General features: G+C 69.4%; 22 protein-coding genes and 1 pseudogene. 14 read left to right on the top strand and 9 right to left on the bottom strand.

Annotation, left to right across the window (positions count from 1 at the left end):
- Nucleotides 1–2: 2 nt before the first annotated feature.
- The 3 genes from AC0L5F_RS02245 to AC0L5F_RS02255 are packed head-to-tail and all read right to left on the bottom strand — an operon-like array spanning nt 3 to nt 2,473.
- Complete coding sequence (locus AC0L5F_RS02245; RefSeq protein WP_473314986.1) at nt 3–875, bottom strand: tRNA (adenine-N1)-methyltransferase; 873 nt, start codon at nt 873–875, stop codon at nt 3–5.
- A complete protein-coding gene (locus tag AC0L5F_RS02250) occupies nt 872–1,783 on the bottom strand; it encodes a site-2 protease family protein (RefSeq protein ID WP_473314987.1) in 912 nt (303 codons plus the stop codon). The genes AC0L5F_RS02245 and AC0L5F_RS02250 overlap by 4 nt, the downstream gene beginning before the upstream one ends.
- A gap of 48 nt (nt 1,784–1,831) precedes the next feature.
- Nucleotides 1,832–2,473, bottom strand: coding sequence for an HAD family hydrolase (locus tag AC0L5F_RS02255; RefSeq protein WP_473314988.1), 642 nt, complete (start codon nt 2,471–2,473; stop codon nt 1,832–1,834).
- 199 nt (nt 2,474–2,672) lie between these two features.
- Between AC0L5F_RS02255 and metH the strand changes: the two genes are divergently transcribed.
- From metH to AC0L5F_RS02270, 3 genes are read left to right on the top strand one after another with little or no spacing between them, the layout of a single operon-like run.
- A complete protein-coding gene (gene metH / locus AC0L5F_RS02260; protein WP_473316127.1) occupies nt 2,673–6,353 on the top strand; it encodes a methionine synthase in 3,681 nt (1,226 codons plus the stop codon).
- Between the two features lie 20 nt (nt 6,354–6,373).
- Complete coding sequence (locus AC0L5F_RS02265) at nt 6,374–7,252, top strand: PAC2 family protein (protein WP_473314989.1); 879 nt, start codon at nt 6,374–6,376, stop codon at nt 7,250–7,252.
- 3 nt (nt 7,253–7,255) lie between these two features.
- Nucleotides 7,256–7,972, top strand: coding sequence for a DUF4184 family protein (locus AC0L5F_RS02270; protein ID WP_473314990.1), 717 nt, complete (start codon nt 7,256–7,258; stop codon nt 7,970–7,972).
- On the opposite strand, the gene mshC is transcribed toward AC0L5F_RS02270, so the two are convergent.
- The gene (gene mshC, locus AC0L5F_RS02275; protein WP_473314991.1) at nt 7,962–9,185 is read right to left on the bottom strand and encodes a cysteine--1-D-myo-inosityl 2-amino-2-deoxy-alpha-D-glucopyranoside ligase; all 1,224 of its coding nucleotides are present in this window, start codon (nt 9,183–9,185) and stop codon (nt 7,962–7,964) included. The two genes, AC0L5F_RS02270 and mshC, sit on opposite strands and share 11 nt — an antisense overlap.
- Before the next feature lie 74 nt (nt 9,186–9,259).
- On the opposite strand from mshC, the gene corA reads away from it, so the two are divergent.
- Nucleotides 9,260–10,219 (top strand): magnesium/cobalt transporter CorA, encoded by a 960-nt coding sequence (gene corA / locus AC0L5F_RS02280; protein ID WP_473314992.1) that lies wholly within the window; start codon nt 9,260–9,262, stop codon nt 10,217–10,219.
- Between the two features lie 74 nt (nt 10,220–10,293).
- Here corA and AC0L5F_RS02285 read toward each other — a convergent pair whose 3' ends face one another.
- Entirely contained in the window at nt 10,294–11,127 is an 834-nt protein-coding gene (locus tag AC0L5F_RS02285; protein ID WP_473314993.1) for an undecaprenyl-diphosphate phosphatase, read from the bottom strand.
- A 63-nt stretch (nt 11,128–11,190) separates the two neighbouring features.
- Between AC0L5F_RS02285 and AC0L5F_RS02290 the strand changes: the two genes are divergently transcribed.
- Genes AC0L5F_RS02290 through AC0L5F_RS02300 form a run of 3 tightly spaced genes read left to right on the top strand, consistent with a single transcriptional unit; the run spans nt 11,191 to nt 13,191 of the window.
- On the top strand, nt 11,191–12,147 hold the full coding sequence (locus AC0L5F_RS02290; protein WP_473314994.1) for an aldo/keto reductase: 957 nt from the start codon (nt 11,191–11,193) through the stop codon (nt 12,145–12,147).
- Entirely contained in the window at nt 12,144–12,344 is a 201-nt protein-coding gene (locus AC0L5F_RS02295; protein ID WP_473314995.1) for a DUF5703 family protein, read from the top strand. The genes AC0L5F_RS02290 and AC0L5F_RS02295 overlap by 4 nt, the downstream gene beginning before the upstream one ends.
- A 7-nt stretch (nt 12,345–12,351) precedes the next feature.
- Entirely contained in the window at nt 12,352–13,191 is an 840-nt protein-coding gene (locus AC0L5F_RS02300) for a hypothetical protein (RefSeq protein WP_473314996.1), read from the top strand.
- A gap of 176 nt (nt 13,192–13,367) precedes the next feature.
- Here the strand turns inward: AC0L5F_RS02300 and AC0L5F_RS02305 are convergent, their stop codons facing one another.
- Complete coding sequence (locus tag AC0L5F_RS02305) at nt 13,368–14,660, bottom strand: M20/M25/M40 family metallo-hydrolase (RefSeq protein WP_473314997.1); 1,293 nt, start codon at nt 14,658–14,660, stop codon at nt 13,368–13,370.
- A 14-nt stretch (nt 14,661–14,674) separates the two neighbouring features.
- Nucleotides 14,675–15,079, bottom strand: coding sequence for an SRPBCC family protein (locus tag AC0L5F_RS02310; protein ID WP_473314998.1), 405 nt, complete (start codon nt 15,077–15,079; stop codon nt 14,675–14,677).
- A gap of 21 nt (nt 15,080–15,100) precedes the next feature.
- Here AC0L5F_RS02310 and AC0L5F_RS02315 point away from each other — a divergent pair.
- The 4 genes and pseudogenes from AC0L5F_RS02315 to AC0L5F_RS02330 form a co-directional block, all read left to right on the top strand.
- Nucleotides 15,101–15,610, top strand: a pseudogene (locus AC0L5F_RS02315) (AAA family ATPase); the annotation flags it as partial.
- A 37-nt stretch (nt 15,611–15,647) separates the two neighbouring features.
- Nucleotides 15,648–15,977 carry a hypothetical protein gene (locus AC0L5F_RS02320; RefSeq protein ID WP_473316234.1) on the top strand — a complete coding sequence of 110 codons (330 nt, stop codon included), beginning with the start codon at nt 15,648–15,650 and terminating at the stop codon, nt 15,975–15,977.
- Nucleotides 15,970–17,394, top strand: a complete 1,425-nt coding sequence (locus AC0L5F_RS02325) for a VWA domain-containing protein (RefSeq protein WP_473314999.1) — start codon at nt 15,970–15,972, stop codon at nt 17,392–17,394. The genes AC0L5F_RS02320 and AC0L5F_RS02325 overlap by 8 nt, the downstream gene beginning before the upstream one ends.
- A gap of 14 nt (nt 17,395–17,408) precedes the next feature.
- Entirely contained in the window at nt 17,409–18,368 is a 960-nt protein-coding gene (locus AC0L5F_RS02330; RefSeq protein WP_473315000.1) for a glycoside hydrolase family 16 protein, read from the top strand.
- Nucleotide 18,369: 1 nt separating this feature from the next.
- Here the strand turns inward: AC0L5F_RS02330 and AC0L5F_RS02335 are convergent, their stop codons facing one another.
- Entirely contained in the window at nt 18,370–19,131 is a 762-nt protein-coding gene (locus AC0L5F_RS02335; RefSeq protein WP_473315001.1) for a 3-hydroxyacyl-CoA dehydrogenase, read from the bottom strand.
- Between the two features lie 49 nt (nt 19,132–19,180).
- Between AC0L5F_RS02335 and AC0L5F_RS02340 the strand changes: the two genes are divergently transcribed.
- Both AC0L5F_RS02340 and AC0L5F_RS02345 read left to right on the top strand, forming a co-directional pair.
- Nucleotides 19,181–19,573, top strand: a complete 393-nt coding sequence (locus AC0L5F_RS02340) for a DoxX family protein (protein ID WP_473315002.1) — start codon at nt 19,181–19,183, stop codon at nt 19,571–19,573.
- A 77-nt stretch (nt 19,574–19,650) separates the two neighbouring features.
- A complete protein-coding gene (locus AC0L5F_RS02345) occupies nt 19,651–20,133 on the top strand; it encodes a DUF2231 domain-containing protein (RefSeq protein ID WP_473315003.1) in 483 nt (160 codons plus the stop codon).
- A 10-nt stretch (nt 20,134–20,143) separates the two neighbouring features.
- On the opposite strand, the gene AC0L5F_RS02350 is transcribed toward AC0L5F_RS02345, so the two are convergent.
- Nucleotides 20,144–21,976 carry a right-handed parallel beta-helix repeat-containing protein gene (locus AC0L5F_RS02350; RefSeq protein WP_473315004.1) on the bottom strand — a complete coding sequence of 611 codons (1,833 nt, stop codon included), beginning with the start codon at nt 21,974–21,976 and terminating at the stop codon, nt 20,144–20,146.
- Between the two features lie 154 nt (nt 21,977–22,130).
- On the opposite strand from AC0L5F_RS02350, the gene AC0L5F_RS02355 reads away from it, so the two are divergent.
- Nucleotides 22,131–23,513: a serine/threonine-protein kinase gene (locus AC0L5F_RS02355; RefSeq protein WP_473315005.1), complete on the top strand. Its 1,383-nt coding sequence runs from the start codon at nt 22,131–22,133 to the stop codon at nt 23,511–23,513.

The following is a 23,513-nucleotide window of genomic DNA, read 5'->3' on the forward strand; positions in this document are numbered from 1 at the left end:
CCCTACCCGTCGGACGAACCGAAGGGGCGCGGACCCGCGTAGTCCGGACCGTACGCTCCCGGGGCGGGCCGCCGGGACCGCTCGAGCGAGTGCTGACCCGGTGCCATGCGCCGAGCGGTGGCCAGGAAGGCGGTGTGGCCGTTCATCCGGTGGTCGGGCCGCACCGACAGGCCCTCGAGGTGCCAGTCGCGCTGCAACGTCTCCCACGCGACCGGCTCGGTGAAGCCACCGTCCTCGCGCAGCGTCTCGACGAAGCGCGACAGCTGGGTGGTGGTGGCGACGTAGGCGCAGATGATGCCGCCGGGCACCAGCCGGTCGACCGCCAGGGGGATGCACGACCACGGATCGACCATGTCGAGGATCAGACGGTCGATCTCCGGCTCCGCGACGACCTCGCGGACGTCGCCCACGGTGAGGGTCCACCATGCCGGGGGTCCGCCGAGCGCCTGCTCGACGTTGCGGCGAGCGGTCTCGGCGAAGTCCTCACGGATCTCGTACGACCCGAGGTGCCCGTCGGGCCCGAGGGCACGCAACAGGTACGTGGTGAGGCTGCCCGATCCGGCGCCGGCCTCGACGACTCGCATGCCCGGTCCGATGTCGGCCCACATGAGGATCTGGCCGATGTCCTTGGGGTAGACGATCGCTGCTCCGCGCGGCATGGACACGACGTACTCGGACAGCAGCGGCCGGAACACCTGGTAGAGCCCGCCCATGGACGACTCGATGACGATGCCCTCGGGGCGGCCGAGGATGTCGTCGTGCCGGATCTGACCCTTCTTGGTCGAGAACTCGGCGCCGGGCTTCAGGGGGAAGTTGTGCTTGCGGCCCTTGGCGTCGGAGAGCCGGACCCACTCGCCCTCGGTCAGCTCGTTCATCGGTCCGCCCGGTAGGCCGCGTCGATGGCGTCACGCGTGAGCAGACCCACCAGGAAGCCGTCGGAGTCGATCAGCGCGTAGTTCTGTGCCGGGTGGGCGGCGATCGAGCGCAGGAGGTCCTGCCCGGTCAGGTCGGCGTCGATCTGCACGGCATCGTCCGGCACCACGGCCCGCTCATCGGCGAGCGAGCGCGCCACGAGCCGATTGATCCGGCCACGCCGTGCTGCCTGGTGGAGCGCCTGCCCCGACCCGGCCCACAGGAACCACGCGATCAGCAGCGCCACGACGAGGTCGACGGCGTAGGTGGTGTCGCGGGGCTGCACGAGGGCGAACGCCACCACGCCCACGGCCGTGATCCGACCCACCCACGCGGCCACGCGAGTGCCGACCACCTCGCGTCCCGTCGCAGCCCAGATGACGGCCTTGAGCACTCGACCGCCGTCGAGCGGGAGCCCGGGAATCATGTTGAACGCGGCCACCAGCAGGTTGACCAGGCCGATGGCCGACAGCAGCGTGCCGGCCGTGCCGTCCTGGCTGTCGGCGACCGCCCACGCGACCAGACCGATGGCTGCCGAGGTGAGCGGACCCACGATGGCGATCCACAGCTCCTGGAAGGGACGGCGACTCTCGCCGTCGATGGCGGTCTCTCCGCCCAGCAGGTGCAGGGTGACCGACCTGACGCGCATGCCGTAGCCGCGGGCCGCGGCCACGTGCGCGAGCTCGTGCACGAGCACCGACACGTAGAGCCCGACCACGAACCCGGTGGCCACGAGGTACGGGTTGGAGGTGGTGCGGCCGTCGAACCGTCCGGCGAAGACCACGACCAGCACTGCGCCCATCAGCAGCAGCGACGGCCGGATCAGGACGTCGGCCTCGCCCACGCGCCCGATGCGCCACCCGTTGTCCACGCGCACAACCTATCTCCCCTCACGGCGTCGGTGTCGCAGCCGACCTCGTCAGCCGAACAGCGAGAAGAGCTCGTCGACCGCCACGGCGTCGAGCGTCGGCAGCATGACCCGACGTGCCGCCGGCGGTACGGGGACCATGTGCGGCACGGCCAGCACGTGGCATCCCGCCGCGTTCGCGGACGCCGCTCCGGTCGGCGAGTCCTCGATCGCCAGGCACCTGGCTGGGTCGACCCCGAGTCGCTCGGCGGCCAGCAGGTACGGGTCGGGGTGCGGCTTGGGACGCGGGACGGCGTCGCCGGTCACGACCGCGCCGAACGGCAGACGGTCCGCGATCGGCGCAGCGATCGGGGCGTACGACATGGTGACGAGGGCCTGCGGCACGCCTCGGTCGTGGAGCGCGGTGATCAGGTCGACCGCTCCGGGTCGCCACGGCACGTCGCCCTGCAGCGCCAGCACCAGCGCGCTGACCAGGTGATCGACGATCTGCTCGGGCGTCAGGGCCAGTCCGAGCCGGGTGCGGATGTACCGCCCGGACTCGAGCAGGTCGCTGCCGACCAGCTGCATCGCGTCCTCCTGGGTCCACGTCGCACCGTGGTCGTGGGCGAGCTGGTGCTCCGCCGCGATCCACATCGGTTCGGTGTCGACGATGGTGCCGTCGAGGTCCCACAGGACTGCCGCGTACTCGGTCACAGCGACACGCTAACGAGCCGAGCATGACCGTGGCACAATGGAGGTCCCGTTCGGGATCCCCCGAGGCCCAGGCGAGCCCGCCGCCGGCTGGTGATCCCCAGCGTTCCGCCCGACAGCCGTCAGAAGGAATGCTCCCGTGTCATCTCGTGATTCCCTTGTGAACCACCGCCCCGACGTCACCGACGACCTCGTCGCCGCGATGCGCAGCCGCATCCTGGTGCTCGACGGAGCGATGGGCACCGCGATCCAGCGCGACCGACCTGACGAGGCCGGCTACCGCGGGGAGCGCTTCAAGGACTGGCCCAGCGACGTGCAGGGCAACAACGACCTGCTCTCCCTCACGCAGCCCGAGATCATCACCGGCATCCACCGCGAGTACCTCGAGGCCGGCGCGGACCTGATCGAGACCAACACCTTCAACGCGACCGTGATGTCGCTGAGCGACTACGGCATGGAGGAGCTGGCCTACGAGCTCAACCTCGAGTCGGCGCGGCTGGCCCGAGCGGCCGCCGACGCGATGACCGAGCAGACGCCGGACCAGCCGCGCTACGTCGTCGGAGCCATCGGCCCCACGAGCCGCACGGCCTCGATCTCACCGGACGTGAACGACCCCAGCGCCCGCAACGTGTCGTTCGACGAGCTGGTCGAGGCCTACCTGCAGCAGGCCACCGGCCTGGTCGACGGCGGCTCGGACCTGCTGATGATCGAGACGATCTTCGACACCCTCAACGCCAAGGCGGCGATCTTCGCCCTCGAGACGCTGTTCGAGCAGCACGGGCGTCGTTGGCCGGTCATCATCTCCGGCACGATCACCGACGCCTCAGGTCGCACCCTGTCGGGGCAGACCACCGAGGCGTTCTGGCACTCGGTGCGTCACGTCAAGCCTCTGCTGGTCGGACTGAACTGCGCCCTGGGCGCCAAGGAGATGCGGCCCTACCTCGCCGAGATCTCCCGCATCGCCGACACGTACGTCAGCTGCTATCCCAACGCCGGTCTGCCCAACGCGTTCGGCGAGTACGACGAGGAGCCGGCGGAGACCGCCGCGATCGTCGCCGAGTTCGCCGACGCCGGCTTCGTCAACCTGGTCGGTGGGTGCTGCGGCACCACCCCGGCCCACATCGCCGAGATCGCGAAGGGCGTCGAGGGCAAGGCGCCCCGCGTGCCGGTAGAGTTCACGCCGGCGCTGCGGCTGTCGGGCCTCGAGCCGTTCTCGGTGGTCGAGGACTCGCTGTACGTCAACGTCGGCGAGCGCACCAACATCACCGGCTCGGCCCGCTTCCGCAACCTGATCAAGGACGGCGACTACGGGACCGCACTCAACGTCGCTCGCCAGCAGGTCGAGAACGGCGCACAGGTCATCGACATCAACATGGACGAGGGCATGATCGACGGCGTCGACGCGATGAACCGGTTCACCCGGCTGGTCGCCACCGAGCCGGACATCTGCAAGGTGCCCACGATGATCGACTCCTCGAAGTGGGAGGTCATCGAGACCGGTCTGAAGAACATCCAGGGCAAGTCGATCGTCAACTCGATCTCCATGAAGGAGGGCGAGGAGAAGTTCGTGCGTGAGGCCGAGCTGTGCCGCAAGCACGGTGCGGCGGCCGTGGTCATGGCCTTCGACGAGGAGGGTCAGGCCGACAACCTCGAGCGGCGCAAGACCATCTGCGAGCGGGCGTACCGCATCCTCGTGGACCAGGTCGGCTTCCCGCCCGAGGACATCATCTTCGACCCGAACGTGTTCGCGGTCGCCACGGGCATCGAGGAGCACGCCAACTACGGCGTGGACTTCATCGAGGCCACCCGCTGGATCAAGCAGAACCTGCCCGGGGCGCTGGTGTCGGGCGGCGTGTCCAACGTGTCGTTCTCCTTCCGCGGCAACAACCCCGTGCGGGAGGCCATCCACGCGGTGTTCCTCTACCACGCGATCAACGCCGGCATGGACATGGGAATCGTCAACGCAGGAGCCCTCGTCCCCTACGACGACGTCGATCCCGAGCTGCGGGAGCGCATCGAGGACGTCATCCTCAACCGTCGCCCCGACAGCACCGAGCGGCTGCTGGAGATCGCCGGAGACTTCGCCGGCGACGGCCAGCCCCGCGAGGTCGCCACCGAGGAGTGGCGTTCGTTGCCGGTCTCGGAGCGGATCACCCACGCGCTGGTCAAGGGCATCGACGAGTTCGCCGAGAGCGACACCGAGGAGCTGCGCGCCGAGATCGCCGCCCGCGGCGGTCGTCCCATCGAGGTCATCGAGGGGCCGCTGATGGACGGCATGAACGTCGTCGGCGACCTGTTCGGCGAGGGCAAGATGTTCCTGCCGCAGGTGGTCAAGTCCGCGCGCGTCATGAAGAAGGCGGTGGCCTACCTGATCCCCTTCATCGAGGCGGAGAAGCAGCCGGGAGACGCCGAGCGCAGCAAGGGCAAGGTCATCATGGCCACGGTCAAGGGCGACGTGCACGACATCGGCAAGAACATCGTCGGCGTGGTGCTGCAGTGCAACAACTACGACGTCGTGGACCTCGGGGTCATGGTCCCGCCGCAGAAGATCCTCGACGCCGCCAAGCAGGAGAACGCCGACATCATCGGCCTGTCCGGCCTGATCACCCCCTCGTTGGACGAGATGGTCACGCTCGCCACCGAGATGGAGCGCCAGGGCTTCGACATCCCGCTGCTGATCGGCGGAGCCACCACGTCGCGCGCCCACACCGCGGTCAAGGTCGACCAGAAGTACCACGGCCCGGTCGTGTGGGTGAAGGACGCCTCGCGCTCGGTGCCGATCGTCGCTGCCCTGCTGTCGGACGAGCAGCGCGACCAGCTGATGGCCGACACGGCGGCCGACTACGAGGGCCTGCGCGAGCGCCACGCCTCGCGTCAGGACGCCCGGACGCTCCTGCCGCTGGACGTGGCCCGGTCCCAGGCGACCCCGATCGAGTGGGAGGGCTACACGCCACCGGTCCCGGCCACTCCCGGCGTGACCGTGCTGACCGACTACCCGTTGGCCGAGCTGCGCGAGTACATCGACTGGCAGCCGTTCTTCAACGCCTGGGAGATGAAGGGCAAGTACCCCGACATCCTCAACAACCCGGCCAGCGGCGAGGCGGCCCGCAAGCTGTTCGACGACGCGCAGGACATGCTGGACCGGATCGTCGAGGAGAAGTGGATCCGCGCCAACGGCGTGTTCGGCATCTTCCCCGCCTCGCAGGTCGAGCGTGACGACATCCGCGTGTTCACCGACGAGTCGCGCACCGAGGTCAGGGCCACGCTGCACCAGCTGCGCCAGCAGACCGAGGGGCGCGAGGGCACCGCCCGGCGCTCGTTGGCGGACTACGTGGCGCCGGAGTCGACCGGGCTGGCCGATCACGTCGGCGCGTTCGCCGTCACCGCGGGCATCGGCATCGAGGAGCACACCGACCGGTTCAAGAAGGAGCTCGACGACTACAGCGCGATCTTGCTGGAGTCGCTGGCCGACCGGCTGGCCGAGGCGTTCGCCGAGCGGCTGCACCAGCGGGTCCGCACCGAGTTCTGGGGCTACTCCCCCGACGAGACACTCGCCAACGAGGAGCTGATCAAGGAGAAGTACGACGGCATCCGTCCCGCGCCGGGCTACCCGGCATGTCCGGAGCACACCGAGAAGCAGACGATCTGGGAGCTGCTCGACGTCGAGGCCAACACCGGGATCTCGCTGACCGAGAGCATGGCCATGTGGCCCGGTGCAGCCGTGAGCGGACTGTACTTCTCGCACCCGCAGTCGCAGTACTTCGTGCTCGGGCGGGTGGCGCGCGACCAGGTGCACGACTACGCCGACCGCAAGGGTTGGACGTCGGCCGAGGCCGAGAAGTGGCTGGCGCCGAACCTGTCCTACAGCCCCGAAGGCGAGTAGCGCTCGTCTAGGCTGGGCGGGTGAGTGACGCAGTGGTGAACGGGGGGAACGACGGGGTGGACGTCCCGGCGTTGCGCAACCCCTGGATGGTGGCGGCGTTCGAGGGTTGGAACGACGCCGCCGACGCCGCCTCCGGCGTGGTCGACCACCTGATCGACGACTGGGACGCCGAGCTGTTGATGGAGCTCGAGCCGGAGGACTACTACGCCTTCCAGGAGCACCACCTGCGCCCCCAGGTGCACCAGGGTGAGCACGGCGATCGACAGATCACCTGGCCGACGCCACGGTTGTACGTCGCCCACCCCCGCAAGTCCGATCGCGACGTGCTGCTCCTGCGCGCGCCCGAGCCGAGCTTTCGCTGGAAGGCGTTCTGCTCGACCGTGATCGGCGTGGCCAAGCTGGCCGGCGTCACCGAGCTCTACACGCTGGGCGCCCTGCTGGCCGATGCTCCGCACACGCGGCCGGTTCCCGTGAGCGGTTCCACGAACGACCCGGTGCTCATGGAGCGCATGTCCCTCGAGCCGTCGCGCTACAGCGGCCCGGTGGGCATCACGACGATCCTGAACGACTTCGCCACGGACGAGGGCATCGCCACCGCGTCCCTGTGGGCGGCCGTCCCGCACTACCTGGCCGAACCGCCGTGCCCCAAGGCCACACTGGCCCTGCTCGGCGCGCTCGAGGACGCCGTCGGGCTCGCGCTCCCCCAGGGCATCCTCGTCGAGCTGACCGAGGCCTGGCAGCGCGGAGCCGAGGACCTGACCGACCGCGACACCGACATCGCCGAGTACGTCGAGGCGCTGGAGAACGAACGCGAGACCAGCGATCTGCCCGAGGCCAGCGGTGACGCCATCGCCAAGGAGTTCGAGCGGTACCTGCGCCGCCGCAACGACGAGGACTGATCCGTGCCGGTCACGCTGGCCCACCCGCTGGCGGTGCTGCCGCTGCAGCGACTCGGGTTGCCCTTGTCGGCGCTCGTCCTGGGCTCGATGGTGCCGGACATCCCGTTGTTCGTGGGGATGCGCTCGGAGTACGGGTTGACGCACAGCTGGTGGGGTGTCGTGACCGTCGACCTGCTGGCGGTGGCCGTCGGGCTCGCGCTGTGGTTCGGGCTCGTCCGTGACGCTGTGGTCGACCTGGCGCCCACGCGGGTACGCAATCGGTTCACGGCACGGGCGAGACTGACGCGGAGTCAGACGCGGTGGGTGCCGGTCGCCGCAGTGATCGGGTCGTCCACGCACCTGATCTGGGACGAGTTCACCCACGGCTACGGGTGGGGTGCCGCACACCTCGCCTGGTGGCGCCAGGACCACGGCCCACTCCCGGGGTACCAGTGGGCCCAGTACGTGTCGGGCGTGGTGGGGCTTGCCGCGGTGGTGGGCTACGCCGTGTGGGTGACGTCGAGGTCGCCCCTGCTGCGTGATCAGCCGAGGCCGCGAGCGTTGGCTCCGTGGACCTTGACCGCGGTGGTCGCCACCACGCTGGTCGTGGGCGGGACCGTGGCGCTGACCCGACTCTCCCGCGGCTGGCACCTGGTGGCCTACGACGGTGTCGTCACGTCGATCGCCACGGGATCCGTGCTGGTCGTGCTGACCTCGATGCTGTGGCGCCTCAGACAGTGACGCCGAGCAGCGCATCGAGCGTGGTGCGCACGGTGGTGGAGGCCCGACGGTCGTTGCCGTCGGCGGCCGCCCACTCGTCGACGGCGTCGAGCGCCGCGGGCGCGTCGAGGTCGTGGCTGAGTGCACGGCGGACCGCAGCGACCACGTCGTCGCCCGGTGCTGCCTCCGAGCGGCCCACTGCGTCACGCCAGCGGGCCAGGCGCTGCTCGGCCCTGATGAGGTCGTCCTCGAACCACTCCCAGTCCTCGCGGTAGTGGTGCGCCAGCAGCGCCAGGCGAATGGCCATCGGGTCGCGACCGTCCTCGCGCAGCCTGGAGACCAGCACGAGGTTGCCCTTGGACTTGGACATCTTCTCGCCGTCGTAGCCGACCATGCCGGCGTGCACGTACGCGTGCGCGAAGTCGTCACCGGTCGCGACCACCGATTCCGACCGCGACATCTCGTGATGGGGGAAGACCAGGTCGGATCCGCCACCCTGCACGTCGAAGCCGGTGCCGAGGTGACGCAGGGCGATGGCGGCGCACTCGATGTGCCATCCGGGCCGGCCACGGCCGAGCGAGGTGTCCCACGCGGGTTCGCCCGGTCGCTCGGCCTGCCACAGCAGGCAGTCGAGAGGGTGCTTCTTGCCGGGGCGGTGGGGATCTCCCCCTCGCTCGCCGAACACCTGACGCATCGTGTCGTCGTCGTAGCCGGAGACGGCACCGAAGTCGACGTCGGCGTGCACGTCGAAGTACAGGTCGTCGTCGACGGCGTAGACGGCGCCGGCAGCGTCGAGCTGGCCGATCATCTCGACCACGAGGTCGATGGACTCGACCGCACCGACGTAGTGATCGGGCGCGAGGATGCGCAGTGCCGTCATGTCGGTGCGGAACAGCTCGGTCTCGCGCTCGGCGAGCTCGGTCCAGTCCACTCCCGTGGCGGTGGCGCGCTCCAGCAGCGGATCGTCGACGTCGGTGACGTTCTGCGTGTAGACGACGTCCAGACCCGCGTCGCGCCACGTGCGCTGCATCAGGTCGAAGGTCAGGTACGTGGCGGCGTGGCCGAGGTGCGTGGCGTCGTAGGGCGTGATCCCGCAGACGTACAGGCGCGCCTGCTCCTGCGGCGCGACCGTGACCGCACCCTTCGTGGCCGAGTCGTGCACCTGCAGCGCCGGGCCGTGGCCGAAACCGAGGTGCTCGAGGGACGGGACGGTCGGACTCGTCCAGCTGCGCATGTCCTGAGGGTATCTGCTGGCTCGTAGCGGCCTGTCGACACCTGCTGCGCGAGAATTCGTCGGACAATGGCGGGGTGATCATCGACTGCGCTGTCTACCGCGGTGGGGTCCGCGAGGACACCGACGGAGAAGCCCCCGGACTCGACGCCGTGCTGGCCGGCCTGACCGACGACGAGTTCCTCTGGATCGGGATCAACAACCCGACCGCGGCGGAGATGCAGCGGGTGGGCGAGGCGTTGCAGCTGCACCCCTTGGCGATCGAGGACGCGCTCGAGGCTCACCAGCGGCCCAAGGTGGAGCGCTACTCCGACCACACCGTCATCTCGTTGCGCACCGTCACCTACAGCGACGACGACATCACGACCAACGAGGTCAACATCTTCCTGGGTGAGCGGTTCCTGCTCACCGTGCGCCACGGGGGTCGTGATCTGCGCGACGCCCGGCGTGCGGCCGACAAGATGATCGACCACCTCTCCCACGGGCCGACTGCTGCGCTCTACGCCGTGGTCGACAGCATCGTGGACCAGTACGAGCGGGTTGCCGCCGAGCTGGAGGTCGACGTCGAGGAGGTCGAGTCGTCGGTGTTCTCGCCGCAGCGCACGAGCGACTCCACCCGCATCTACCGCCTCAAGCGCGAGACGTTGGAGTTCCGCCGGGCGGTGATGCCGCTGCGCGATCCGATCAACCGGTTCGCCGTCGGCACGATGCCGACCGAGTCCCAGCCGTACTTCCGCGACATCGCCGACCACCTGACACGGGCGGCTGAGGCCATCGACTCCATCGACCACCTGCTCGACAACGCCCTGAACGCGCATCTGGCGCAGCTGAGCGTGCAGCAGAACGAGGACATGCGCAAGCTCACGGCGGGCGCCACCATCTTCGCCGTCCCCACGGCCATCGCCGGCATCTACGGGATGAACTTCCGGGACATGCCCGAGCTCTCGTGGCGCTTCGGCTACCCGGTGTGCCTGCTGGTCATCGCCGGCCTCTGCGCCTACGTCTACGCCCGCTTCAAGAGGTCCGGCTGGCTCTGAGGCCCCGAATTCTGCGGGCCTAGGCACCATTTCACCCGGTCGAATCGGTGCTTGACCCCGCAAAATGTGGGGAATCAGCCGACGGTCGTGCCGGCCGTGATGACGCCGGTGCCGATGAGGATCAGGACGAGGGAGCCGAGGCCGATGCGGTAGGCGACGAACGGGGCGTAGGAGCGGGTGCTCACGTACCGCAGCAGCCAGTGGATGACCGCCAGCCCGACGACGAACGAGATGACCGTGCCGACGACGGTCGGACCCCAGCCGTAGGTGTTCTCCCCGCTGATGTCCTTGAGCTTGTAGACGCCTGCGCCGACCACGGCGGGGATGGCGAGCAAGAACGCGTACCGAGTGGCCACCGCCCGCTCGTAGCCGAGGAACAGACCCATGCTGATCGTCGCCCCGGAGCGCGACACACCCGGGACGAGTGCGCCGGCCTGCGCCAGGCCCAGGAGGACGGCGTCGCGAGCGTTCAGCTCGTCGAGCGGCTTGACCTTGCGGCCGACCTTCTCCGCGATGCCGAGCACGATGCCCAGGACGATCAGGGTGGTGCCGATGACCGTGAGGTTGCGGAACTGGTCGTCGATGGCGTTCTGCAGCAGCAGACCCAGCACGACCACCGGGATGGACCCGATGATGATGAACCATCCGAGCCGCCATTCCGGTTCCTCGCGAGCCTCGCGGCGGAACACTCCGCGCACCCAGCCCGAACCGATCGTCCAGATGTCGTGCCAGAAGTACAGGAGCACGGCCAGCTCGGTACCGATCTGGACCACGGCCGTGTACGCGGCACCGGGGTCCTCCCAGCCGAGGAACTTGGGAATGATGGCCAGGTGGGCGCTGCTGGAGATCGGCAGGAACTCGGTGAGGCCCTGGACGACTCCGAGCACCACGGCTCGCAAGAGATCCACGCGCCGAGAGTACGCCTCGCGAGCCTCCCTACGGCCGCGACCCGGCCCCACTAGCCTGTGACCATGCAGATGCGCCGTGTCGGACGCTCCGGTCTGGAGGTCTCGCGCATCGGCTTGGGCACCATGACCTTCGGTGCGGACACCGACGCCTACGACGCCGAGGACCAGCTGACCGCGTTCCTCGACGCCGGCGGCACGCTCGTCGACACGGCTCCCATCTACGGCAACGGAGCGTGCGAGCCGCTGCTGGGAACACTGCTGGCCAAGGTCGGGCGCCGAGACGAGATCGTGCTCGCGGGCAAGGCGGGCTTCGTCCGTCGGGGCGACGCGGTGGTCAAGGACGGGTCGCGCCGCAGCCTGCTGGCCCAGCTCGACCAGTCGTTGAGCGACCTCGGGACCGACCACCTCGACCTGTGGCAGATCCACTCCCCCGACACCACGGTGCCGCTGGAGGAGACGTTGGGCGCCCTCGAGCACGCCGTGGCCACCGGCCGCGTCCGCTACGTCGGCGTCTCCAACTTCACGGGCTGGCAGACCGCCTTCTCGCACACCTGGCTCGCCGCCCGCCCCGCTGGCGTTCCGCTGCTGAGCAACCAGGTCGAGTACTCGCTGGTCAACCGCGATCCCGAGGACGAGGTCGTCGAGGCGGCCGAGTACCTCGGCATGGGCACCTTCGCGTGGTCGCCCCTCGGCCGCGGGGTGCTCACCGGCAAGTACCGCAGCGGCACCCCCGGAGACTCCCGCGGCGCGCAGCCGGGCTGGGACGAGTTCGTCGGCCAGTACCTCACCCCGGCCAGGTCGGGGACTGTCGAGGCGCTCGCCCGTGCGGCCGAGGGCCTGGGCGTGCCCATGACGCACGTCGCGCTCGCGTGGCTGTTCAAGCGCCCGACCCTGGCCGCCGCGATCGTCGGCGCGCGCACCACCCAGCAGCTGAAGCAGAATCTCGGAGCCGACGACGTCGAGCTGCCCCCCGAGATCCTGGCCGCCCTGGATGACGTCTCGAGCAAGGAGCCCAGATGATCGACGGCACGCTGATCGAGTACGAGTTCTGGAACCTGACGATCGACCGCACCAAGTCACGCAACGCGGTGTGCCGCATGCTCACCCAGGCGGCCGAGTACCAGGGGTGGGAGCTCGACCACCTGCGCAAGGACCTCACCGGCCAGCGCACGGTGCGACTGCGGCGCAAGATCATCCGCATGCGCAGCACGCTGTAGGGCGGACGTGGAGCCCCGCGAAGCCGCGATCGAGACCTACCGCTACCTGCGGGTGGGCATCGTCGCGCTGGCGGTGCTGCTCGCACTGGCCGTCACCGGCGAGATCGCCTTCGGCGACACCGGGCTGCTCGGCTCGATCAGTGCCTACTACTTCACGCCCGTGCGCGACGTGTTCGTCGGTGTCCTGGTCGCTCTGGGAGTCGGACTGATCGTCATCCGAGGCCGCGGCGTCGAGGACGTGCTGCTGAACGTCGCCGGCATGCTCGCACCCGTGGTGGCGTTCGTCCCCACGCCGGTCACCGACAGCACCCGTGCCGCACTCGGGTCGGTGCCACCGCCGGCACCCGACGCCACGTGGGCACTGATCGCGCTGGGAGTGCCCGCACTGGTCTTCGCCGCTGCCACCGCACGACGCCTGGAGGGGACGCAGCGCGCCGCAGCCTTCCGCGGAGTGGCGGCCGGCGCGGCGCTGGTCGTCGGCTTCGCTGCGTGGTTGGCGATCGACGCGTCGTCGTTCCTGCGCGGCGCCCACTTCGTCGCCGCTGTCGCCATGTTCGCGATGTTCGTGGTGGTGGCCCGGCTCAATGCCGCGTCGGCCCGGGACACCGAGGCGCCCGTCGTGACGATGCTCCCCGCCCGACGACGCCGGGCCGCCTACACCACGATCAGCTGGTCGATGCTTGCCACCGTGGTCGTGGCCGGCCTGCTTGGACTGCTGCAGCTGGCCGGCCACGTCCCGATCCCCCACTGGTTGTTCTTCGTCGAGGCGATCCTGTTGACGCTGTTCGCGACGTTCTGGGTGCTCCAGACCATCGAGTACTGGCGCGACGGCGTCCCGCTGGACTGACGTCGCTCACACGTCTCGCAGGCTCCCCGTTCCCTGCTCGCCAGGGGGCCGTTCGCGGCCGACCGTGAGGAAGCGAGGAACGAGCGACCGAGGCGAGACTTCCGCAAGCCGCCCGGCTGTGGTCCGCCTCGCTCCGCACACGCTCCTCGCAGGGCTCGTCGCTGGCGAAAGGGCGTTCAGGCGAGGTTGAGGAACTCGTCGAACACCTGGGAGCCGAACTCGAGAGCCGAGACGGGGACACGCTCGTCGACGCCGTGGAACAGAGCCGTGAAGTCGAGGTCGGCCGGGAGGCGCAGCGGTACGAACCCGTACGACGTGATGCCGAGCTTGTGCCACGCCTTGGCGTCCGTGCCGCCGGACATGAGGAACGGGGCGATGTGGGCCTCGGGGTCCTGGCTGTGCAGGGCCACCGTCATGGCATCGACCAGATCGCCCTCGAACGGGTACTCCAGCGCCGCGTCACTGATGTGCGGCTCGACGGTGACCTTGTCACCGACGATGTCCTGCACGGCAGGAAGGAACGTGTCGGCGTGACCGGGCAGGTAGCGACCGTCCACGTACGCGACCGCCTCGCCGGGGATGACGTTGTGCTTGTAGCCGGCCTCGAGCATGGTCGGGTTGGTCGAGTTCTTGATGCCGGCGCCGATCATGCGGATGGCAGGCCCGAAGTGGCTCATGATCTCCTCCGCGGAACCGTCCGTGCCGGTGAGCGCGGTGACCTTGGCCAACAGCGCCTGCATCGACGGGCCGGGCTCCTCGGGCCACTCGTGGTCGGCGATCGCCACCAGGCTCCGCGCCAGGTTCGACACGGCGTTGTCGTCGTTGCGCATGGAGCCGTGTCCGGCCGTGCCCTTGGCGGTCAGCCGCATCCAGCCGATGCCCTTCTCACCGGACTCGATCAGATAGAGGCGCTGACCGCCGACCTCGGTGGAGAAGCCGCCCACCTCCCCGATCGCCTCGGTGCACCCCTCGAAGAGGTCACGGTGGTGCTCGACCAGCCAGTGGGCGCCCTTCACTCCCCCGGCTTCCTCGTCGGCGGTGAAGACCAGCAGGATCGGCCGATCCGGGATGGCGCCTGCGCGTTGCCGGGCGCGCACGACCGACAGCAGGATGCCGTCGAAGTCCTTCATGTCGACCGCGCCGCGTCCCCACAGGTACCCGTCCTTGACCTCGGCGGCGAACGGGTCGACCGTCCAGTCGGCGGCGTTGGCCGGCACGACGTCGAGGTGTCCGTGGATCAGCAGGCCGGGGCGCGCGGAGTCCTGGTTGCCCCAGCGGGCCACCACGCTCGCCCGGCCCGGCTCGGACTCGTAGATCTGCGACTCGATCCCCACCTCGGCCAGGGAGGCGGCCACGTACTCGGCGGCCTTGCGCTCCCCCGGTCCGGACGAGTCACCGAAGTTCGTGGTGTCGATGCGGATCAGGTCTCGGCAGATCTCGAGCGCCTCGGTCTCCGGTGCGTAGCCCATGGAGCCGACCCTACCTACGCCGGCTGAGCCAGCACGCCGTCCAGCACCCGCGAGAACAGCATCTCGCTGGAACGCCGTACTGCACCGGCCGCGAAGCGCGGAACGCCGCGCACCGAGATGTCCTCGCGCCACACCACGCGGCTACCGTCCCCGTGCGGCGCCACCTCGAGCTCGGCCCATCCGGTCACCAGTCGGCCGGTCTTGACCAGCTTGCAGTAGCTCGGCTCGTCCCACTCGACGATCTCCATCGGGTCGTCGAAACCGACTCGGCCCACACCCGTGCGAGCCAGGAACCCGTTGTCGGTCCGGCTGATCGTGGTCAGCGGCACGTGGTCGCCGTGCCGCTCCCAACGGGTCAACCGGGCCCAGGCCTCGGACGGTTCCAGGTCCACCACGCGCACGATCTCGAATTGGGTCACGGCATGATCGTAGGCATGACCATGTCGTTCGCGTCGCCTGACGACGTCAAGAAGCGCCTCTCCGCAGCCGGCTACCTGGCCTCCGACGCGGTGGCCACCACCGTGTTCCTCGCCTCCGCTCTCGGCAAGCCCTTGCTGGTCGAGGGCCCTGCGGGCGTGGGCAAGACCGAGCTGTCGCGTGCTGTCGCCGAGGCCTGCGGCGCCGAGCTCATCCGCCTGCAGTGCTACGAGGGTGTCGACGAGGCTCGGGCGCTGTACGAGTGGAACCACGCCAAGCAGCTGCTGCGCATCACCGCGGGCCGCGACGAGTCGTGGGACGAGGCACGCACTGACATCTTCAGCGAGGAGTTCCTGCTCCCCCGCCCCTTGTTGCAGGCGATTCGTCGCGACGGGCCCACCGTGCTGCTCATCGACGAGACCGACAAGGCCGACGTCGAGATCGAGGGCCTGCTGCTCGAGCTGCTCGGCGACTTCCAGGTCACGGTCCCCGAGCTCGGCACGATCACGGCCACCCAGCGGCCCTTCGTGGTGCTCACGTCCAACGCGACCCGCGAGCTTCTCCGAGGCATTGCGTCGTCGCTGCCTGTTCCTGCACATCGACTTCCCCGATGCCGATCTCGAGACCGACATCGTGCGGCTGAAGGTGCCGAACCTCGACAAGACCCTGGCCGACTCGGTCGTGCGCGTGGTCAACGCGCTGCGGGCCATGCCACTGCGCAAGGCCCCGTCGGTGTCCGAGTCGATCGACTGGGCTCGCACGCTGATGGCGCTCGGCGCCGACATCCTCGACGACGAGGTGGTCAAGGACTCGCTCGGCGTGATCCTCAAGCACCGCGACGACATGGACAAGGCCACCGCCAAGCTCGACCTGGATGCGGTGCTCCAGTCCGGTGAGTGACGAGCTCGAGGGCCTCCCGGGACGCCTGGTGGCGTTCGTCGGGGCCCTGCGCAGCAAGGGCATCCCGGCCGGCACCAGCGAGACCGTCGATGCCGCCGCCGTCATCGACGTGCTCGGCATGCAGGACCGCACCCTGCTGCGCGAGGGGCTGGCCTCGGCGCTCGTGCGCCGCGGTGGCCAGCGCGACGTGTTCGACATGACGTTCGACCTGTTCTTCCCCGCCGGCGTCGGCACGTCGCAGTCGGTGCTGGACGCCCAGGACGACAGAACCGGCATGGATCTGGACGATCTGCGCGACCTGCTGGCCATGGCGCTGGCCGACGGAGATCTGCGCACGCTCGAGCAGCTCGCCGAGCTGGCGGTGGAGACGCTGGGCGAGGTCGGCCTGCCCGGAACAGCCACCGGCGGCTGGTCGGCCTACCAGACCCTGGAACGGCTGCGTCCCCAGACACTCATCGCGCAGATCATGCAGATGCGGGGCGAGGGAGGCATGCCGGGCGAGGGTTCGGGTCAAGGATCCGGGCAGGGTCAGCAGAGCGCGGGTGCCTTCACCCAACGGCTGGAGCGAGACGAGCTGCGACAGGCCATCGAGCGCTTCCGGCAGATGGTGCAGGCCGAGGCTCGGAGGCGAACCGCCGAGGTACGCGGCCGCGACGTCGTGACGCGCCACGCGGTGCGGCAGGGCACCGATCGCATCGACTTCCTGAGCGCCAATCGTCAGCAGCTCGAGGAGCTGCGGCGGACCGTGCAGCCCCTGGCCAGGCGGCTCGCCACCCGGCTGGCAGCACGCCGGCGCAAGAACCAGCGCGGCCAGATCGACATCCGTCGCACGCTCCGCCGGGCGATGGGGACCGGCGGGGTGCCGATGGAACCGGTCCACGCCAAGCCACATCCCACCCGCCCCGAGCTGGTGCTGCTGTGCGACGTCTCGGGCTCGGTGTCGGGCTTCTCGAGCTTCACGATGCACCTGGTGCAGGCGTTGAGCAGCCAGTTCAGCAAGGTACGGGTGTTCGCCTTCGTCAACGCCATGGACGAGGTGACCGACCTCGTGGTGCCGGACGAGGACGATCTCGGTGGCCGCATCGCCCGCGAGGCGCGCATCACCAAGTGGCACACCAGCAGCGACTACGGCGAGGCCTTCGGCGACTTCACCGAGCACTTCCTGGCCGCCGTCGGACCCCGCACCTGCGTCCTGATCCTCGGCGACGCCCGGAACAACAACCAGGATCCGAACCTCGGGGCTCTGCACGAGATCTCGCAGCGGTCTCGTCGCACCTTCTGGCTCAATCCGGAGCACGCGATGCGCTGGGGTCTTGGCGACTCGGTCGCGCCGCTGTACGGCGACGTCGTCGAGATGCACGAGTGCTGCACGGTCGAGCAGCTCAGCCGATTCGTGTCACGCCTGCTGCCGGTCTGAACTAGCGTGCGGGCATGCGCCTTCGGACCCTGCTCGGCGCCGGTGCCGTCGGCGTGGGGCTCCTGGCCGCGACGACGCTCGCCGCCGACACGCTGACCGAACCGCCGGTGCCGCTGACGCCACGATCGTGCGAGTCGATCGACTTCCGAGACCCGGCCCAGGGGTCGCTGACGTTCGCCGACGACTTCGACGGCACCGAGCTCGATCCGACTCGCTGGCGCGTGCGCGACGACACCCACCTCGACTTCGACCAGGCGCTGATCAGGCGTGAGAACGTCTCGGTCCACGATGGCCTGCTGGACATCGCGGGGCGCAAGCTGCCCGAGGACCAGTGGCGCACCACGCCGGACTCGCGCTACGCCTGGAACCGGGTGCGGGACTACTCGACCGGCTACGTCGACAGCATCAAGACCGCCGGCTACGGAAACGCAGCCAGCAATCGGCGGTTCAGTCAGCGCTACGGCACCTTCGTCGTGCGTGCCCAGGTGCCGAGCCGATCAACGATGTCGAGGGGCATCTGGCCCGCCTTCTGGTTGCGCGCCGACCACGAGCTCGGCGAGATCGACCCGATGGAGTCCTACGGAGCGCCGACGATCCGCGACTTCGACCCCTCACCGTCGTACGAGTGGAACTCCTGGGAGGACACCAGCCAGAAGTCCAGCACCGAGCACACCCAGGGGCGGGCTCATCCGCGGCTGGACAACGAGCCGATCTGGCAGGGCTTTCACGAGTTCGGCGTCACGTGGTCGCCGACATGCTTGCGCTACACGTACGACGGGCAGACCGTCGCGATGGTGCCGCTGACCTCGAAGCACTACTTCACCGGGCCGACGTTCGACGACACCTTCCACATCCGCCTCAACATGCAGGTCGGGTCGAACTACTGGGGCAAGGCCGACGACGAGCACACCCGACCCGACTTCCACTACCTCGTGGACTGGGTGCGGGTGTACCAGGGCCACGAGCTCCGCTGAATCAGCGGGGAGCCATGCGGATGGCGCCATCGAGGCGGATCGTCTCGCCGTTGAGCATGGGGTTCTCGACGATGTGCTGCACCAGCTGGGCGTACTCGACCGGATGACCCAGGCGGCGGGGGTGCGGCACCTGCTGTCCGAGGGAGGCCCTCGCGTCCTCGGGCAGGCTGGCGAGCAGCGGCGTCTCGAACAGTCCCGGTGCGATGGTCATGACACGGATGCCCAACGACGCGAGGTCACGAGCGATCGGCAGGGTCATGCCGACGACACCGCCCTTGCTGGCCGAGTAGGCGGCCTGACCGATCTGCCCGTCGAAGGCCGCCACCGAGGCGGTGTTGACGATGACGCCACGCTCCTCGCCCACCAGGTCGAGCCTGCTCATCCGATCGGCGGCGAGCCGCAGCACGTTGAACGTGCCGATCAGGTTGATCTCGATGATGCGCTGGAACTTCTCGAGCGGGTACGGGCCGTTCTTGCCCACGGTCTTGATGGCGTCGCCCGTGCCGGCGCAGTTGACCGTGATGCGCAGGTCGCCGAGCTCGTCGGCGGCGTCGAGCGCCGCGGTGACGGCGGCCTCGTCACGGACGTCGCCGGGACAGAACCACACGTTCTCGCCCAGGCGTGCCGCGACGTCTTCTCCGGGCGAGCCCGGCAGATCGATGATGACGACCTTGCCGCCCGCGGCGACGAGCGCCTCGACGGTGGCCAGTCCGAGTCCTGAGGCGCCGCCGGTGACCAGGGCGACGGAGTTGGTGATGTCCATGGCCCCGACGGTATCGGCCCGCGCCATCGTGGTGCGCGAGACTCTCGCCATGACCCTTCGCACCCTCGGCCGCTGGCTCCTCGGACTGTTCCTCACCGTCGCCGGTGTGGCCCACCTGACCTTCGCCCGTGAGACGTTCGCGGCGCAGGTTCCGGACTGGCTCCCGTTCGAAGACGCGATCATCGTCGTGTCCGGCCTCGTCGAGGTGGTGCTGGGGCTGGCGCTGCTCCTGCTCGTGCGGCACCGCGTGGTCCTGGGCTGGGTGGTGGCGGCCTACTTCGTGCTGATCCTTCCGGGCAACATCAACCAGCTGGTGACCCACCACGACGCGTTCGGCCTCGACACCGACCGCGCGCGGGTCATCCGGTTGTTCTTCCAGCCCGTGCTCGTGGCGTGGGCGCTCTGGTGCACCGCCGCGTGGCGCGACCGCGCACGACTTTGACGACAATTTGACGTCGCCTTGAGGTTCGGCCGTTCGGGGGCTGTGAGGCTGGATTCCTACCTCAGGAGGACACATCCATGCCCAACGACTTCTACGGCCTGCCGCTGCACCCGCTCGTGGTGCACGCCACCGTGGTGATCATCCCGCTCGCCGCCCTGACGGTCATCCTGGCCGTCCTGTGGCCACGTTTCCGCGCGTGGGCCGGTCCACTGCCCCTGGGCCTGAGCGTCGTCGGGCTGATCCTGGTGCCGCTGTCGACATCGACGGGCGAGACGCTGGAGAAGCACGTGGAGCGCACCGCCCTGGTGCGTGACCACACCCGGATGGCCGACGAGCTGTTGCCGTGGATGATCGGGCTGGCCGTCTTCGCTGCTGCGGCCTACTTCGTGCACCGGCGAGCCACGGCTGGGGCGTCACTGCGGCGGCCGCTGGTGCTGGGTGTCGCGGTGCTGGCTCTGGTCGCCGCCGTCGGCACCTCGGTGCAGGTCGCTCGGATCGGGCACGCCGGCGCCAAGGCGTCGTGGGAGTCCACGGACATGAACGCCGCCGCGACCCGGTAGCCGCGCGCGATCAGGTCAGACGGTGACGTCCCGCGGGCTTGGCCGGGCGCACGAGCCATGCGCCGCCCGCCACCATGAGGACGGCCAGCAGGAGCTCCCAGCCCCCCAGGTCACTGCCCGTGTCCGGGAGCGCCCCGTCGTTGGTGCCGGAACCACCGCTACCGCCGTTGGAGCCGTCGCCGCCGGCTCCTCCCGTACCCGTGCCGCCGTTTCCTGTTCCGGGGTCGGTCGCGACCGGCGTGACGGTCAAGGGAAGGTCGACCGGTTCACCGGTGACCACGGCGGCTCCGTAGTGGGCTCCCGCGACGTCGGGCAGGCCCGGGAACTCGGCTCGATCGAGGGTGACCGTGACGATGTCGGCGCCGGCCGTGCTGGGCGCGGTGTAGGTGCTGCTCGCCTGGCGCGAACCGTCCAAGGTGCTGCTGGCGGGCGAGAGGGAGCCGTTGTCGGCCTCGAACGCGGCTGCGAGGCCGGTGAAGAACGCCCCCAGTGGAGCCGTACCGCCCGAGCTCAACGTGGTCAGGTTGGCGTCGACACCGGTGGTGCCGTTGGCCGGGACGCTGGCTGCGCCGAGGGCGGCGCTGGTGACGATCCAGGTCGAGGTGTCGATCGAACCGGTGCCGGTGTTCGACACCACCGAGCAGTACCCCGACCCTGAGGTCGGTCCGTCCTGGCAGCCCCACCAGTTCTCGGTGGCGACGGCAGCCGTGGTGGCCTGGTTGGAGACGCCGTTCTCGTTGGCGAACAGTCGATTGCGCTGCGCGGAGACCTCGACCGGGTTCTGGTCCTTGACGGTGGCGATGCCGACGCCGTTGCCCACACCCACGATGTCGTTGTCGTCGATGGTGGCGCTGTCGACGTAGCCGGAGATCTGCACGCCGGTGGTGCCGGTCGAGGACCCGTCTCCGCGGATCGAGTTGCCGGTGACCACGACCTGACCGATCCGGGTGGCCGGGGCGCCGTCCGGCGAGTTGGTGCTCACCAGGATGCCGGCGTCGGAGCCGGCCAGATCGGTGATGGTGTTGTCGGTGACCGACACGTCGGCGAATCCGCCGCGGCTCGCGAGGGTCGGGCTGAGATCGATGTTGCGGACGTAGACCAGTCGGCCGACGCTGGTGTTGTCGTGGATCGTGACCGGTGCGGTGATCTGGTTGGGCGTGTACTCGTTGAACACCAGCAGCGCCGAGTTCCCGATGGTGCCCTCGCGAAGGTCGTTGTTGGAGATCTCGACCGGAGCGAACCACCCGTCGACGCCGATGTTGTTGTACCGGGTGCCCGTGATGGTGCTGTTGGTGATGGTCAGCGGCGGTGCCTGCCGGTCGGTGCCGCTGGTGACTCCGCTGTCGGCATAGACGCCGTAGTCGGGCTTGGCGGGGTCGTTCGTGCCCTCGATCGTCAGGCGGTCGAGGGTGATGCCAGTGATGCCGGTGGTCGGGCGCTTCACGCCGATGGAGACGCCGAAGTAGACGGTCGCGGTGGTGTTCTTGCTGGTGTTGCGCAGCAGCATGTTCCTGATCGTGATGTCCCCGGAGCCCTTGGGCGGGTCTCCGGGCAGGATCCGGAAGATTCCCGGAACCGAGCCCACGGAGGTGCCGCCGCCATCGACGATGGTCGAGTCTCCGGCACCTTCGATGGTGAGCGGCTTGTCGATGACGATGCCGAACTCGGAGTACGTCCCCGCGCCGACGGTGATCGTGTCGCCGGCGGCGGCAGCCGTGACGGCTGCCTGGATCGTTGCGTACGTGCATCCGGACGGACAGACGTCGAGCGTCGCCGCGCTGGCCCCTGGAGCCATCGCGACCGATGCCGTCGAGATCGCCACCGCCATGGCGGCTGCAGCCACCCGAGCGATTCCACGCATCGCCGTTCTCCTTCGTTCGTGCCCCGATCCTGGTGAACAACGAGCGACGTGGCAGGTGGTCACGAATAGGCGGGGGCGCGCATCGGCGCAGTCAGGCCGTGCCCCGTAGATTGGACGGCTGAGGTCAGGAGCAGACGTGTTGGCGGATCGGTACGAGCTGGACCACGAGATCGGTCGTGGCGGCATGGGAGCGGTGTGGCTGGCCCACGACACCCTCCTGGACCGGACGGTCGCCATCAAGCGGATCGGTGTGGTCTCGGGCAGCGGGTCGCCGGACCTGGAGCGCGCCGAGCGAGAGGCCCACCTTGCTGCTCGGGTGAACCACCACAACGTGGTCGCGGTGTTCGACCTCGTCGCGGACGAGCAGGGCCAGTGGCTGGTCATGGAGCACGTCGACGGGCCGACGTTGGGAACTCTGGTGGCCGAACGTGGACCCATCGACCCGCACGAGCTGGCCCCGGTCGTCGCCCAGGTGGCCGGCGCCTTGCACGCCGCCCACGAGCACGGCATCGTGCACCGCGACGTGAAGCCCTCGAACATCCTGCTCACGCGCGACGGCACGGCCAAGCTGTCGGACTTCGGTGTGGCCCGGGCACAGGCCGATGCCTCGCTCACCCAGACCGGCCTCGTGACGGGATCGCCCGCGTACCTGTCGCCCGAGGTCGCCACAGGCCATACGGCCACCGCGGCCAGCGACGTGTGGTCGCTCGGCGCGACGATCTTTCACGCGTTGGCCGGTCACGCGCCCTACACGTCCGGCGACAACGTGCTCGGCACGATGTACCAGATCGTGCACGACGCACCGCCACGGCTGCAGGGCGACGACCACCTGAGCCTGCTGGTCGCTGCGATGATGCAGCAGGATCCGGACGCCCGGCCCACCATGCGTGAGGTGCAGGCGATCGCCACCGGTGAGGTGTCGGCGGCGGCCCTCGATCTTGAGTCGACCCAGGCGATGACGGCGGTCGCCACCGAGGCCGACCCGACTCCGACCACCGCCTTCCGACCGCTTGGAGCGCCCGTCGCGCAGCCTGCCGGGGACTCCTCGGCCTCCCGTCTCGCCTGGACTGCCGGTCTGGCCGCCGCGGCGGTCCTGGGCATCGTGCTGCTGGCCACGTCGATCGGGAGCAACCCCTCGGCAACGGCCGCCGATCCCCCGGCGGAGGCGACAGCCGGCCAGTCGTCTCCCGGGGCGACTCCCGTGGCCCAGTCCGACCCCGAGGTGGCGCGCCTCGAGGGCTTCGCCACGGACTACCTCACGGCGGCCGCAAATGATCCGGCCCGTGGCTTCGCGATGCTGACATCGAAGTACCAGAAGAAGAGCGGCGGATTCGACGGCTACTCGGGGTTCTGGTCCAAGGTGAGCAACCTCGACGTCAGCGAGGTCAGCGCCGACGCCGCGAAGATGACCGTCTCCTACACGTACTCGTACGACCTCGACGGCGAACGACGCACCGAGGACGTCACGCTCGACCTCAAGGAGCAAAAGGGCGAGCTGTTCATCGACGGAGCGTCCTGA

This window comes from Aeromicrobium sp. 10G20-16, from assembly GCF_055809665.1.

Bases quoted from the DNA above. Each gene is read 5' to 3' on its own strand.
- AC0L5F_RS02245 (WP_473314986.1), bottom strand. From the start codon at position 875: ATGAACGAGCTGACCGAGGGCGAGTGGGTCCGGCTCTCCGACGCCAAG.
- metH (WP_473316127.1), top strand. From the start codon at position 2,673: ATGCGCAGCCGCATCCTGGTGCTCGACGGAGCGATGGGCACCGCGATC.
- mshC (WP_473314991.1), bottom strand. From the start codon at position 9,185: ATGCGCAGCTGGACGAGTCCGACCGTCCCGTCCCTCGAGCACCTCGGT.
- AC0L5F_RS02290 (WP_473314994.1), top strand. From the start codon at position 11,191: ATGCAGATGCGCCGTGTCGGACGCTCCGGTCTGGAGGTCTCGCGCATC.
- AC0L5F_RS02295 (WP_473314995.1), top strand. From the start codon at position 12,144: ATGATCGACGGCACGCTGATCGAGTACGAGTTCTGGAACCTGACGATC.
- AC0L5F_RS02305 (WP_473314997.1), bottom strand. From the start codon at position 14,660: ATGGGCTACGCACCGGAGACCGAGGCGCTCGAGATCTGCCGAGACCTG.
- AC0L5F_RS02330 (WP_473315000.1), top strand. From the start codon at position 17,409: ATGCGCCTTCGGACCCTGCTCGGCGCCGGTGCCGTCGGCGTGGGGCTC.
- AC0L5F_RS02335 (WP_473315001.1), bottom strand. From the start codon at position 19,131: ATGGACATCACCAACTCCGTCGCCCTGGTCACCGGCGGCGCCTCAGGA.
- AC0L5F_RS02340 (WP_473315002.1), top strand. From the start codon at position 19,181: ATGACCCTTCGCACCCTCGGCCGCTGGCTCCTCGGACTGTTCCTCACC.
- AC0L5F_RS02345 (WP_473315003.1), top strand. From the start codon at position 19,651: ATGCCCAACGACTTCTACGGCCTGCCGCTGCACCCGCTCGTGGTGCAC.